We start from the raw sequence: 14,246 nt of genomic DNA, 5'->3' as shown, positions 1-14,246 counted from the left end.
TGGCCTAATGTCTAACTTTCGCCCAACACAACGGAATTAAGAATCGATGAGTGAGTATAAAGATACCCTGAACCTTCCTGAAACAGGGTTTCCAATGCGCGGCAACCTGGCGAACCGTGAGCCAGAAATGCTCGAGCGTTGGTATAAAGAAGACCTTTACGGTGAAATCCGTAAAGCGAAGAAAGGCAAAAAATCTTTCGTTCTACACGATGGCCCTCCATACGCCAACGGTGACATTCATATTGGTCACGCACTAAACAAGATTCTTAAAGACATTATTATTAAATCGAAGACGCTTTCCGGCTTCGATGCGCCTTATATCCCTGGCTGGGACTGCCACGGTCTACCCATTGAATTGATGGTAGAAAAGAAAGTGGGTAAGCCTGGGCAAAAAGTATCGGCGGCAGAGTTCCGTGACAAGTGTCGTCAATACGCACAGGGCCAAGTAGAAGGTCAAAAAGAGAGCTTTAAGCGCTTAGGCATCATGGGTGAGTGGGATAAACCATACCGCACCATGGACTTTGCGACAGAAGCAAACATCATTCGCGCGTTGGGTAAGATTGCCGACAACGGCCATCTGCTAAAAGGCTTTAAACCGGTTCACTGGTGTACAGACTGTGGCAGTGCGCTTGCGGAAGCGGAAGTGGAATACAAAGACAAAGTCTCTCCTTCTATTGACGTGCGCTTTAAAGCGGCGGATGAAGCTGCACTGCTGTCGAAGTTTAACCTCAATGAAGGCCACGAAGGCGAAGGTGAGATTTCGATTGTTATTTGGACGACCACGCCGTGGACGTTGCCGGCGAACCGCGCGGTGTGTCTACGTGACGATCTAGAGTATGTCCTTATTCAAGTTGAAGGCGAAACAAAAGAGCGCATCATCGTCGCCGCTGAACTGGCGAAAGACGTGATGGACCGTGCTGGTATCGAGCATTTCCACAACCTAGGCTTTGCGAAAGGTGCGGATCTTGAACTGACTCAATTCCAACATCCGTTCTACGATTTCACTGTGCCAGCTATCCTTGGCGATCACGTGACTACTGAGTCGGGTACGGGTGTGGTACACACTGCGCCTGGTCACGGTCAAGAAGACTTCGCTGTGGGCAACAAGTACAACCTAGAAGTGGCAAACCCAGTAGGTTCAAACGGTGTTTACCTACCGGATACCGAGCTTTTTGCTGGTCAACACGTCTTCAAAGCGAACGATGCCGTGGTGGAAACGCTGAAAGAGAAAGGCGCACTTCTTCATCACCATGCTTACGAGCACAGCTACCCACACTGCTGGCGTCATAAAACGCCCATCATCTTCCGCGCGACTCCACAGTGGTTTGTGTCGATGGATCAAGCTGGTCTGCGTGCTAAGGCGCTGGAATCCATCAAGGGTGTTGAGTGGATGCCAGAGTGGGGCCAAAGCCGTATTGAAGGCATGATTGAAGGTCGTCCGGAGTGGTGTATCTCTCGTCAACGTACTTGGGGTGTGCCAATTGCTCTGTTTGTACATAAAGAGACTGCAGAGCTTCATCCAAATACGATTGAACTGGTTGAGAAAGTCGCTCAGCTTGTTGAACAGAAAGGCATTCAGGCTTGGTGGGATCTGGAGATTTCAGAACTGCTTGGCGAAGAAGCCGATCACTACGAAAAAGTACTGGATACGCTAGACGTATGGTTCGACTCTGGTGTCACGCACTACTCAGTGGTTGATGATCGTGAAGAGTACAACGGCAACAGTGCAGACCTTTACCTTGAAGGTTCAGACCAGCACCGTGGTTGGTTCCAGTCTTCACTGATTTCATCGATTGCGATGAAAGGCGAAGCGCCATACAAACAAGTATTGACGCACGGTTTCGTGGTTGACGGTCAAGGCCGTAAAATGTCGAAATCCATCGGTAACGTTGTGGCACCGAAAGATGTGACCAACAAACTGGGTGCAGATATTCTGCGTCTCTGGGTCGCATCGACAGATTACACGGGTGAAGTGGCGGTTTCAGACGAAATTCTAAAACGCTCGGCGGATGCTTACCGTCGTATTCGTAACACTGCGCGTTTCTTCTTAGCGAATCTCAGTGGCTTTAACCCAGCGACAGACATCGTGCCAGCAGAAGAGATGGTAGCACTAGACCGTTGGGCTGTCGGTCGCGCATTGGCGGCGCAAGAAGAGATTGTCAAAGCGTACGGCGAGTACAACACGCACGCGGTGACACAGCGTCTTATGCAGTTCTGTTCTATCGAGATGGGCTCATTCTACCTAGACGTGATTAAAGACCGTCAATACACGGCGAAACGTGGTGGTCACGCTCAACGCAGCTGTCAGACGGCGCTGTACTACATCGTCGAAGCTTTGGTTCGCTGGATGGCACCGATCATGTCATTCACTGCCGATGAAATTTGGAATGAAATGCCAAGTGCTTTGCCAAGCGGTGAGTCACGCGACAAGTTCGTCTTTACCGGCGAATGGTTTGATGGCCTGTTTGGTCTTGCACAAGGTGAAGAGCTCAACAACGCGTTTTGGGCGGACATTCAAGCCGTTCGTGGTAGTGTGAACAAGCTGCTTGAAGATGCACGTAAAGAGAAAACCATCGGTGGTTCATTACAAGCGGAAGTTACGCTGTTCGCAGACGACGCGTTAGCCGCGAAAATCAATAAGCTGGAAGATGAACTTCGATTCGTACTCCTGACCTCTGCTGCTGTGGTGAAACCACTGAGCGAGAAAAGCGATGCGGCGCAAGCAACAGAGCTGGACGGTTTGTTCGTTGAAGTGCATGCCACTGATGCGAAGAAGTGCGATCGCTGTTGGCACCACACGCCAGACGTGGGCACGATTGCGGGTCACGAAGCCATTTGTGGTCGCTGTGTCTCCAACGTAGAAGGCGATGGTGAAACGCGTAAATTCGCGTAATTCATTGAACTTTAAGTCAAATAAACAGCCCCAGTATACACTGGGGCTGTTTTTAGGTAAGAGCATGAGTGAGCACGCATTGACATTAAAACAATCTGGCCTGCGCTGGCTGTGGTTGGCATTGGTGATTTTTGTCGCAGACATTGCGATTAAATGGTTGGTGATGGATAACATGGGGTATGGCTGGGCAAATCGTATCGAAGTCTTACCCTTCTTCAATCTTCTTTACGTTCACAATTATGGCGCGGCATTCAGTTTCTTGAGTGATCAGGCTGGCTGGCAGCGCTGGTTCTTTACTGCGATCGCTGTGATAGTGACGGGGCTACTTAGCTACTGGATGAGCAAGCTGCCGAGCACAGAAAAGTGGAACAACATCGCCTACGCGCTGATTATCGGCGGCGCGGTGGGGAACGTTTTTGATCGTGTAGTCCACGGCTTTGTGGTCGATTATCTCGATTTCTTCTGGGGTAATTACCATTGGCCTGCGTTCAACTTGGCAGACAGTGCCATTTGCATTGGCGCCGCGATGATCATTTTGGACGGTTTTCGTAGCAAAAAGAGCCAAGCATGAGTCGTAAAGGTCTGTGACAGCAATAACCTTAGGCGTCGTCCGTTGATTCGGACGGCGCTTTTTACTATAACTGGACGCAGAGCTAGGAACTGGACGCAGAGCTAGAAACTGGACGCAGAACGAGAAAAGTGGTCGCAGAGTGAGACCGAAGAATGACAATAACAAGGAAGCCGTAACGTGATGACAATCGCCCAAGACAGCGCAGTAACGCTGCACTTTACCATCAAGATGAAAGATGGCTCTATTGCCGACAGTACCCACAACATGGGCAAGCCCGCCAAGTTAGTGATTGGTGATGGCAGTTTGAGTGATAATTTTGAGCAATGTTTGCTTGGTCTCAAGCAAGGGGACAGCAAATTGATAGAGCTCGCCGCCAGCGATGCGTTTGGCGTACCCAATCCAGATAACATTCATCACATGGACCGAACCAAATTCGTTGGGGATGCTGAAGTTGAAGTGGGCACCATCATGGCATTTTCAGGCCCAGATGGCATGGAAATCCCCGGCATCATCACTGAAATTGCGGGCGACTCCGTCACGGTGGATTTCAACCACCCATTAGCTGGGCAAGATGTGACTTTTGAAGTTGAAATTTTATCAGTAGAATAACCGCCCAATTGAAGACGATGACTCGATGAGCAATGAAATGAAAATTCTGTTAGCGAACCCCCGTGGCTTTTGTGCTGGTGTTGATCGCGCAATCAGCATAGTTGAGCGTGCATTGGAGATGTATCAACCGCCAATCTACGTTCGCCATGAAGTGGTACACAACCGATTTGTGGTTGAAGGCTTAAAGCAACGTGGGGCCGTCTTCGTTGAAGAACTGAGTGAAGTGCCTGACGACAACATCGTCATCTTCTCCGCTCACGGCGTGTCGCAAGCGGTACGCAAAGAGGCCAAAGAACGTGCTCTGACTGTGTTTGATGCCACCTGTCCTTTGGTGACAAAAGTCCATATGGAAGTGGCGAGAGCGAGCCGCAAGAACATGGAAGTGGTGCTCATCGGCCACGCCGGTCACCCTGAAGTGGAAGGCACCATGGGCCAGTATGCCAGTCAAACAGGGGGCATGTACCTAGTTGAGACCCCAAGTGATGTGATGGCGTTGAAGGCGAAAGTCAAAGACCCTTCGCATCTTCACTATGTCAGCCAAACCACCTTATCGGTGGATGAAACCGCCGATGTGATTGATGAGCTGCGTCGCGTGTTTCCCGATATTCAAGGGCCGCGCAAAGACGACATCTGCTACGCAACCCAGAACCGCCAAGATGCGGTGCGTGAAATGGCGCAAGATGTGGATGTGGTGATTGTTGTCGGCTCGAAAAACTCCTCGAACTCCACTCGCCTCAAAGAGTTGGCGGAAAAGCTGGGTACCCCTGGTTACTTGACCGATTGCCCTGAAGATGTGCAGCCGCAATGGTTAGAAGGTAAAGCGAAAGTCGGCGTCACGGCCGGGGCATCAGCCCCTGAAGAGTTAGTGAACCAAATCCTTGAGCGGATTAAGGCCCTTGGCGGAGCAAAAGAGATCGAAGAGATCCAAGGCCGTGAAGAGAACATGTTCTTTGAAGTGCCGAAAGAGTTGCAGATCAAACAGGTTGATTAAGGCAACGGACGGCTCTCGCGCTAGTCAAATCACCTGCAAAATAATTAAGGCTCCCAATGGGAGCCTTTTCTTTGGCTGGCCATTCAGGCCAGCAGTGCGAAGCGAAGGTGGATTGAATTAGGCAGTCTTGGTGACGGTTTGCGGCGTTTCTTCATCCGCAAGCTCAGATTCCCCTTTTCCTTTTGAGGTTTTAATCACGTACACGGTCACGGCCAGTGCGAATAGGATACCCGCAATGGTAGAGACTTGAATCGGCAGACCAAAGCCTAGCGTACTGTTGTTTAAGATAAAGGTGACACATACCGTGGTCATGAAGACCGCTGGTACTGTGGTAATCCAGTGCAGTTTGTTGTGACGAAGCAGATACGCCGACGCTGTCCAAAGCATCATCACCGCAGTGGTTTGGTTTGCAAAACCGAAGTAGCGCCAGATGATACCGAAGTCCACTTGAGTCAATACGCCACCAATCACGAACAGAGGCAAGGCCATCAGTAGGCGGTTGCGTAGTGTTTTCTGTTCCATGTTGAAGTACTCAGCCAAGATTAGACGGCTCGAACGAAACGCAGTGTCACCGGAAGTGATAGGCAGAATCACCACACCTAGGAAGGCGATGATGCCACCAAAGACGCCAAGCAGACCAAAAGAGGCGCTGTAGACAACGTTACCTGGGCCACCATTTTTCACTGCTTCTGACAGTGACTCTAGCGAACCGAAGAATGAAAGCGCAATCGCACACCAGATGAGGGCAATCACACCTTCACCGATCATGGCTCCATAGAAAACAAAGCGACCGTTTTTCTCGTTTTCCATACAACGTGCCATCAGTGGTGACTGAGTGGCGTGGAAACCTGAAATAGCGCCACATGCGATGGTGATAAACAGTGCAGGCCAGAGTGGCATGTCATTCGGGTTGAGGTTGCTAAGCATGTCAGAGACTTGGAAATCACCCATGACGGTATGCTCGCTAGAGAAGGCGATTGCCGTCATTAGACCGACAGACATAAAGATAAGTAGCGCGCCGAACAGTGGGTAGAAACGACCAATGATCTTATCTACCGGAACGATAGTCGCGATGATGTAGTAGGCGAAAATCGCAATCACCATGGTCGTCATGCTGACACTGAGGCTTGTTTGGTCGTTGATCAAATTGGTGATCATACCGGCTGGCGCAGAAACGAAGACCACACCTACAAGCAGCAATAAGACAATGGCAAAAATGTTCATGAAATGTTTGGCGCCATTACCTAGGTAGCGACCGGTAATCGTCGGTACGGAAGCGCCGCCATTACGAATCGACAGCATACCTGAGAAGTAATCATGGACAGCGCCGGCGAAGATACAACCGATGACAATCCATAGCATCGCAGCCGGGCCGTACAGCGCACCCATTATCGGACCAAAAATCGGGCCGACACCAGCGATATTAAGAAGTTGGACTAGATAAACTTTAGGGGTGGACATGGCCACATAGTCGACACCGTCCGCTTTGGTATGGGCTGGCGTCTGACGCTTTTCATTGATTCCGAATACTTTTTCGACGAAAGTGCCGTAGATAAAGTACCCGCCGATGAGTGCGGCGACACAGGTTAAAAACCACAACATAGCTCGTTCCTTAGTGTTAGTTTTATTGATACACCCTGTATGTTACTCCGCTGTTTGGCGAGTTTCGTGTGCTGGTTAGGTCAGTGGTTGTTTGGTGAGTTAAGTGGTCTGTATGGGTAATGAGTGGTTTTTTCGCGGCGGGAGTGGCTATTTATCGGCTTTAGTGGTGTAGTAGGTGTGTCTAGCTACTAATAATCAATCATCAAAAAGGATATCGAGTGAGAATCGGACTGACGACGCTTTTCAGTGTCACTTCATTCAGTGCTATCGCGCTACTCATTGGTTGCAGTGCGTCTGTGGAACAGCTTGCCCAGCAGGGCGATTGGTATGAAATCGGCTATCAAGATGGTGTGCGAGGGAATAGCCAACGCACGCTCAAAGAGCTGTCTAGTTTGGGCGTCGTTAAACAGCACGATTACGATCAAGGCTATGGCGAGGGTGTACAAGAGTACTGTAACCCCAATTTTGCTTACCAGATTGGATTATCAGGCCAATATTACCAAGGTGCCTGTGAAGGCACCGAGTTTGCCCAGCAGTTTCGCATGGAGTGGAAGCGAGGCTGGGACGAATACAATAATTGATGGTGGATAAGCAAGGCTCATCCACGATCGAGTGCACCGTGTTTACTCTTACATTCAATAATCCTTTACTGAATCGCCCTTTACTGAATAACCCTGCGCGCTACTGGTGTTTCTCGACGGCCGCGCGCAGAAAGCCTTGTTGGTGATGCAACTGCTCACGAGCCTCTTGAATACCCAGCCCAGTTAGAATCATTAAAATGGCCAGTTTGACATCAAACTCGGTCTCTTCGAGCGTACTTGTGGCCTGTGCTTTATCACAATCTGTCGCTTGCATGACGATGCGTGTCGCTCGCGCTAGCAACTTCTTGTTGGTGGCTTTTACGTCCACCATCAAATTCTGATAGCTTTTTCCAAGTCGGATCATACTGGCGGTGGTCAGCATATTGAGCACCAACTTTTGCGCCGTGCCGGATTTCAGCCGCGTTGAACCCGTCAGCGCTTCTGGCCCCACGACTGGGCTTATCGCAATCTCTGCGATCTCGGCGATGGGGGAGTCAGGATTGCAAGAGAGTGCAACGGTCGTTGCGCCCAACTCATTGGCGTAGGTCAGCGCACCGATGACGTAAGGTGTACGACCACTGGCAGCAATGCCCACCACCACATCATCTGGAGTTAAGTTGAGGGATTGCAAGTCACTCTCGCCAAGCTGCGGGTCATCTTCTGCACCTTCTTTGGCTTTGAACATCGCGTCTTGGCCGCCTGCAATTAAGCCGATGACCATCTGATCCGATACGCCAAAGGTGGGCGGGCATTCGGAGGCATCAAGCACACCAAGGCGGCCACTGGTACCCGCGCCCAAATAGATCAACCGACCGCCGACTTGAAACGCCTCGACGATTTTGTCGACCGCTTGAGCCACCTCGGGCAGCACTTTCTCCACGGCAAGCGGTACGCTCTTATCTTGTTGGTTTAAGCGTTTGACGATTTCAATCGACGGTTGCAGGTCAATGTCCATGGTGTCAGGGTTGCGCCCTTCAGACACAAGATGAGACAAGGCGGCAATCAAAGCATCGTTAGTCATAGTGTTCCTATTTTTCTGCCCAGTACATCACGCCAAGCGAGGCTGAGCGCTGAGCACCGGTGACATCGGGTAAATTACTCGGTAATCCATGTAGGCGGCGATAGGCTAGCCAAGCAAACGCCATCGCTTCCATATTATCACTGTCGACCCCTTTATCGCTTGTGGAGCACACTTGCCATTGTGGCAATAAGGCGGCCAGTCTGCGCATCAACAGCGGATTGCGAACACCGCCGCCGCACACCAGTAACTCAGGATGGGGGCCTTCGGCGTATCGTGTGACTTCATTGGCAATGCTGATGGCTGTGAACTCACACAACGTACGCTGCACGTCTTCGGTGGGCAGTGAAAAAGGAGTGAGTTGTGCCATTAGCCAAGGGAGGTTGTAATGTTCTCGCCCGGTACTTTTCGGGGCAGGTTGGGTGAGGTAGGGATCGGTTAGTAAAGCGTCAAGTAAAGGGGTATGTACCTGACCTTGCTGTGCCCATTGCGCGTCTTTATCAAATGGGTCGCCGCGATGTTTGTCACACCACGCATCCATCAACATGTTGCCCGGCCCGGTATCGTAACCGATGACGGGTTTGCCTGGCCGAATCAGCGAAATATTGGCGATGCCGCCGATGTTGAGAACCGCTACGCTAGAATCTGTCACAGGAAACAGGGCTTGGTGAAAAGCCGGCACCAAGGGCGCTCCTTGCCCACCGAGCGCCATGTCTTTTCGACGAAAATCGGCGATCGTGTCGATACCCGTTTTGGCTGCAATGATATGGGCGTCGCCGAGCTGGGTGGTAAAGGGAGTCGGGCCGCTAGGTTGATGAAAGACGGTTTGGCCGTGATTGCCAATTGCAGCGATATCAAGGGCTTTAGTGCCAGATTTCGCTAAGAGCGCTAGCGCTGCATCGGCATAAAGGTGGCCTAACTGATGGTCGAGCGCGCCAATCTCGTCTAATCGGGTCGGCTGACCAAGGCACATCGCCAGTACTTTTTGGCGCAGATGGTCAGGGTAGGGGTAGTCGAGTGTATCGCGCAGTGTGACACTTTGGTCATCAATCTCGACAAGGGCACAGTCCACACCGTCTAGGCTCGTGCCTGACATGATCCCGATGTATAACGCTTTTTCGCTCATGGTCAAATTTTCGCTTCGCCGACATGCTTTCCATTGTAAACCGAGAATAATCCTAATACTCTCGGCAGCATAGAGAAAAATACCATGGGCTGGAGTCAATTGACATGGGACCATTATGGCTAGATGTGGCGGGGTATGAACTGACCGCTGAAGACCGAGAAATTTTGCGCCATCCTACCGTCGGGGGCGTGATTCTGTTCACACGCAATTATCACGATAGCGAGCAGTTACAAGCGCTTACTGCGTCTATCCGACAGGCGGCGAAACGACCTATCTTGATTGGCGTGGACCAAGAAGGGGGCCGCGTACAGCGTTTTCGCGATGGGTTCTCTTCCATTCCCCCCGCTCAAGCGTATGCTGAGCATAAGAATGGGGAGCAACTGGCTCATTGGGGTGGCTGGCTGATGGCCGCTGAATTGATCGCGCACGATGTCGATTTAAGTTTCGCGCCAGTTCTGGATAAAGGGCATGAATGCCGTGCGATTGGTAACCGGGCATTCGGTGACGATGTGGAGAGCATCATTCGTCATAGCCGAGCGTTTATGCAGGGGATGAAGACGCTAGGTATGGCCACGACAGGCAAACACTTCCCAGGTCATGGTGGTGTGATTGCTGATTCTCATCTTGAAACACCGATTGATGAACGTAGTTCGATTTTTGAACTCGATATGCAAGTCTTTAAGGCGCACATCGACGCTGGAGTATTGGATGCCATGATGCCGGCGCACGTCATCTACCCTCACTTTGATGATCAGCCCGCTAGCGGTTCACGTTATTGGTTGCAGCAGGTTTTGCGTCAGCAACTGGGCTTTGATGGCATTGTCTTTTCTGATGATTTGACCATGGAAGGCGCAGCGGTCATGGGTGGTCCTGCACAGCGCGCGCAGCAATCGCTTCAAGCGGGTTGCGATATGGTTTTGGTGTGCAATCAGCGCGATGCACAAGTGCAAGTATTGGATGGCTTGACCATTCAGGCAGTCCCTAAGGCACACACGCTACTCAAGACCCAGCGATTTACGCTCAGCGAACTGACGCGAAGTGATGAGTGGAAGCAAGCCTCCGAGGCCATGAAGCGCTTGCTGGATCAGTGAAAACCGAGCCGTTCTTTGAGTGTTTTTAAATAGCGGCGGCTGACTGGAATCGGGTAACCGCTGACGGTGTAGATCTCCGCAAGACCATTTTCGAGCAACTTGATCTCCTTAATGGTTTTCAAGTTGACGAGAAACTGGCGATGGCAGCGTACCAGCGGAGTTTTTTCTTCCAGCACCTTTAACGTCAATTGAGAGGTCGCTTTTTGATGCCGAGTTTGTACATGGACGCCCGAAATATCGCTGTACGCAAATTCGACCTCTTGCGTTGGGATGATCACGATGCGGTTCAAACCGATACAGGGAATTTGACTCAGTGCCTCAGGCGCCAAAGCGGATGGGAGCGGGCGGGGCTCTGTGTGTTTAAGTCGTTTGATGGTTTTTCCCAAACGACAAGGCTCAACCGGCTTGAGTAAGTAGTCAAACGCATTGTCCTCAAACGCTTGAATGGCAAACTCATCATACGCGGTGACAAACACCACTTTGGGCATGGTGTCGGGGTCGAGCATGCTCAAAAGCTCAATCCCTGTGATTTGCGGCATTTGAATGTCGAGAAACACCACATCTGGCCTCAATTGGTTAATCTTCTTTAGCCCCTCAATGGCATTGCTTGCTTCACCTATGACGGTCACACATTCCGTTTCTTCAAGCAATTGGGCCAGCTCTTCGCGGGCAAATCGCTCGTCATCAATGACTAGTGCTGTCAGCATGTATCGTCCTTACTCATCAATCCGCATTACTCATCAATCCGCATCGGTTCTACGCCACCTTCAAAGGGCGAGGTATGATAAAGCTCATTTGCGTTAATTGGTTGGGTTTTACCTCAATATTGAGCGCTGAACCACGGCCAAATTTACTGGTGAGCCGTTTATCGACAATTTGCATTCCCAATCCTAAGTGGCCTGGCTCGGGTTCTTGATAACTGCCGGCGTTGTCTTCCACCACAATCCTTTCGCCTTGGGGCGTTGTTTCGTTGTATATCCGCACATGACCGCCCTCGAGCAAGTTTGAGATACCATGCTTGATCGCATTTTCCACCAAAGGCTGCAAAGTAAACGTTGGGACTTGCAGGTTGAGTAACGCGTCGTCAATGTCGATATCCACTTCTAAGCGATCATTAAAGCGCGCTTTCTCTATCGTTAGGTAGGCGTTGACGTGCGCGAGCTCCTCTTTAAGTGTCACACTGGCGATGTTTTGCTTGAGGTTACTGCGAAAGAACTGCGACAAATGCTGAATCAGTTCACGCGCCTTGGCAGGATCGCGACGGATAACGGCACTGATGGTGTTTAATGCATTAAACAGAAAGTGCGGATTGACCTGAGCGTGCAGCAGTTTGATTTCCGCCTGCGAGAGTAGAGTCTGTTTCTGTTGGTAATCGCCATAGAGGATCTGACTGGAGAGTAACTGCGCGATCCCTTTTGCCATCGTCATATTGATGGTGGAGAACAGTTTGCGTTTGGGTTCATAGAGCTTAATCGTGCCGATCACCTCATCACCAGAGCGTAACGGGATGATCAAGGCGCTGCCCAGTTTGCATGCGGTTGAGAGCGAGCATTGATAAGGTCGCTCGCTGCCATCGAGATAGATGATGCTGTTTTGGTTGATGGCGTCATAGGTGCTTTGTGAAGAGATCGGCGTTTGCGGTTTGTGGTGATCATCGCCAATACCGACAAACGCGAGGATTTTTTCACTATCGGTAATCGACACCGCGCCGACGTTGGTCTCTTCATAGACAATGCGGGCGATTTTTTCTGCGTTTTGACTGGTAAAACCGGAGGCGAGGATACCGACAGAGCGTTCGGCGATGTTTAATGCTCGGCGTGAAAATGTCGCTGAGTACTCTTCAAAGATGGTTTTGCGGTCGTGAAGGATGCTCATAAACAGGGCAGCCCCCACCGAGTTGGCGATAATCATGGGCGCTGCAATATCAGAAACCAATGAATAGGCTTGATCAAACGGCTTTGCCACAATCAAGATGATCACCATCTGCACTACCTCGGCGACCAAAGTAATGGCAAACACCACACTGGCGTTAAAAAGCTGCTCTCCGCGACCTTTACGCAGCAAATAGGTGTGCAGAATACCACCAATAAGCCCCTCCGCCGTGGTGGAGATCGCACAAGCTAAGTCGGTAAAACCACCTAACGTATATCGGTGTAGCCCCCCCGTGAGACCGACAAAAAAGCCAACCACAGGGCCGCCAAACAGCCCCCCCATAACCGCACCAATGGCGCGTGTGTTCGCAATGGCATCATTGATTTGTAGACCAAAGTAGGTGCCCATAATGCAAAACAATGAGAAGAGAATGTAGACACTGATCTTGTGGCTCAGCCGACTTGAGATGCTAAGTAAAGGAAGAAAAATGGGTGTCTTGCTGAGCATATAAGCCAACACAAGATAGACACACATTTGTTGCAGCAAAGAGAGGATCAGGTCCATAACACACCGTACGTCTGTTTTTGTATAGTGTATATCGTAAGCCAGCGGAAAGGTATTGCCGAGGCGGCAAGGCATTCTTGATATAGAATGACCGTTCCATTCAAAAAGCACCATGTGTATATAAATATTTACACATGGTGTTTTTTATTGTTTACGGTTGCATTCTTTTTTTACTCTGTTATTTTGTCGTTATTGCTTTAGATAAGCACCCAAATAAAATTGAACGTAAATTTAAGTGTACGGTGAGCGAGATGAAAAAGAGTGAGTTAAGTAATATCAACATTACGGACGAGCAGGTCCTAATTACCCCTGAGCAGCTGAAAGAGAAGCTGCCGCTGAGTGACAAAGCGCGCCGTTTTATTCAAGAGTCTCGTCAAACCGTCGCCAACATTATCCATAAAAAAGACCACCGTCTATTGGTGGTGTGTGGTCCTTGTTCTATTCACGACGTCGATGCCGCGAAAGAGTACGCGCAGCGACTGAAAAAGCTCAATGAGCAACTCAGTGATCAACTCTACATTGTGATGCGCGTGTACTTTGAGAAGCCGCGCACGACGGTAGGCTGGAAAGGTTTGATCAATGACCCGCATCTTGACGGCTCTTTTGATATTGAACATGGCCTGCATGTAGGTCGTCAACTGCTGGTGGAACTGGCAGAGATGGAGATTCCACTGGCCACTGAAGCGCTCGACCCTATCAGTCCTCAGTACCTCGCTGATACCTTCAGCTGGGCGGCGATTGGTGCCCGCACGACGGAATCTCAAACTCACCGTGAAATGGCCAGTGGTCTTTCGATGCCGATTGGCTTTAAAAACGGTACCGATGGCAGCCTGTCTACTGCCATTAACGCGATGCAGGCGGCCTCTTCAAGTCACCGCTTTATGGGCATCAACAGCGAAGGCCAAGTGGCGCTGCTTACCACACAAGGTAACCCGAATGGTCACGTGATCTTACGAGGCGGCAAACAGACCAATTACGATTCTGTCTCCGTAACGGAATGTGAGCAAGACATGGCAAAAGTGGGTCTTGACGCCTCGTTGATGGTGGATTGTAGCCACGCCAACTCTCGCAAAGATTTTCGCCGTCAACCACTGGTGGCGGAAGATGTGATTCACCAAATTCGTGAAGGCAACAAGTCAATTATTGGTTTGATGATTGAAAGTCACCTAAATGAAGGCAACCAGTCGTCTGACATCCCGCTAAGTGAGATGAAATACGGCGTATCTATCACGGATGCGTGTATCAATTGGGACGCAACTGAGGCACTATTACGTCACGCTCACAAAGAGCTGGTTCCATTTCTACAAGACCGCTTAGCGAAGTAATAC

General features: G+C 50.4%; 11 protein-coding genes and 1 pseudogene. 7 read left to right on the top strand and 5 right to left on the bottom strand.

Features of this window, described 5'->3' with window-relative positions; all coding sequences use genetic code 11:
* The first annotated feature begins 46 nt into the window (after positions 1-46).
* From ileS to ispH, 4 genes are all read left to right on the top strand, one after another.
* A complete protein-coding gene (ileS, locus tag AC6R10_RS10645) occupies positions 47-2,893 on the top strand; it encodes an isoleucine--tRNA ligase (RefSeq protein ID WP_500672222.1) in 2,847 nt (948 codons plus the stop codon).
* A 64-nt stretch (positions 2,894-2,957) separates the two neighbouring features.
* A complete protein-coding gene (lspA, locus tag AC6R10_RS10640; protein WP_500672221.1) occupies positions 2,958-3,464 on the top strand; it encodes a signal peptidase II in 507 nt (168 codons plus the stop codon).
* A gap of 177 nt (positions 3,465-3,641) precedes the next feature.
* A complete protein-coding gene (gene fkpB / locus AC6R10_RS10635; RefSeq protein ID WP_500672220.1) occupies positions 3,642-4,073 on the top strand; it encodes an FKBP-type peptidyl-prolyl cis-trans isomerase in 432 nt (143 codons plus the stop codon).
* 25 nt (positions 4,074-4,098) lie between these two features.
* Positions 4,099-5,064: a 4-hydroxy-3-methylbut-2-enyl diphosphate reductase gene (ispH, locus tag AC6R10_RS10630; protein ID WP_500626613.1), complete on the top strand. Its 966-nt coding sequence runs from the start codon at positions 4,099-4,101 to the stop codon at positions 5,062-5,064.
* A gap of 117 nt (positions 5,065-5,181) precedes the next feature.
* On the opposite strand, the gene AC6R10_RS10625 is transcribed toward ispH, so the two are convergent.
* The gene (locus tag AC6R10_RS10625) at positions 5,182-6,666 is read right to left on the bottom strand and encodes a carbon starvation CstA family protein (RefSeq protein WP_487901863.1); all 1,485 of its coding nucleotides are present in this window, start codon (positions 6,664-6,666) and stop codon (positions 5,182-5,184) included.
* A 224-nt stretch (positions 6,667-6,890) separates the two neighbouring features.
* Between AC6R10_RS10625 and AC6R10_RS10620 the strand changes: the two genes are divergently transcribed.
* Complete coding sequence (locus AC6R10_RS10620) at positions 6,891-7,247, top strand: DUF2799 domain-containing protein (RefSeq protein ID WP_487901928.1); 357 nt, start codon at positions 6,891-6,893, stop codon at positions 7,245-7,247.
* A gap of 100 nt (positions 7,248-7,347) precedes the next feature.
* Here the strand turns inward: AC6R10_RS10620 and murQ are convergent, their stop codons facing one another.
* Complete coding sequence (gene murQ, locus AC6R10_RS10615; protein ID WP_334554067.1) at positions 7,348-8,268, bottom strand: N-acetylmuramic acid 6-phosphate etherase; 921 nt, start codon at positions 8,266-8,268, stop codon at positions 7,348-7,350.
* Positions 8,269-8,275: 7 nt separating this feature from the next.
* Entirely contained in the window at positions 8,276-9,391 is a 1,116-nt protein-coding gene (locus AC6R10_RS10610) for an anhydro-N-acetylmuramic acid kinase (RefSeq protein WP_500672219.1), read from the bottom strand.
* An 86-nt stretch (positions 9,392-9,477) separates the two neighbouring features.
* Between AC6R10_RS10610 and nagZ the strand changes: the two are divergent.
* Positions 9,478-10,482 (top strand): annotated as a pseudogene (gene nagZ, locus AC6R10_RS10605) (beta-N-acetylhexosaminidase); the annotation flags it as partial.
* Here the strand turns inward: nagZ and btsR are convergent.
* Positions 10,476-11,189, bottom strand: a complete 714-nt coding sequence (gene btsR / locus AC6R10_RS10600; protein WP_500672218.1) for a two-component system response regulator BtsR — start codon at positions 11,187-11,189, stop codon at positions 10,476-10,478. The pseudogene nagZ and the gene btsR overlap by 7 nt on opposite strands.
* A 49-nt stretch (positions 11,190-11,238) precedes the next feature.
* Positions 11,239-12,918, bottom strand: a complete 1,680-nt coding sequence (locus tag AC6R10_RS10595) for a LytS/YhcK type 5TM receptor domain-containing protein (protein WP_500672217.1) — start codon at positions 12,916-12,918, stop codon at positions 11,239-11,241.
* Positions 12,919-13,169: 251 nt separating this feature from the next.
* On the opposite strand from AC6R10_RS10595, the gene AC6R10_RS10590 reads away from it, so the two are divergent.
* Complete coding sequence (locus AC6R10_RS10590; RefSeq protein ID WP_334554075.1) at positions 13,170-14,243, top strand: 3-deoxy-7-phosphoheptulonate synthase; 1,074 nt, start codon at positions 13,170-13,172, stop codon at positions 14,241-14,243.
* The last annotated feature ends 3 nt before the right edge of the window (positions 14,244-14,246 follow it).

Source organism: Vibrio sp. R12-SG2-ISO1, from assembly GCF_059834045.1.
The sequence above is the reverse complement of the archived record's forward strand: the minus strand, read 5'-3'. Positions and strand labels throughout refer to the sequence as shown.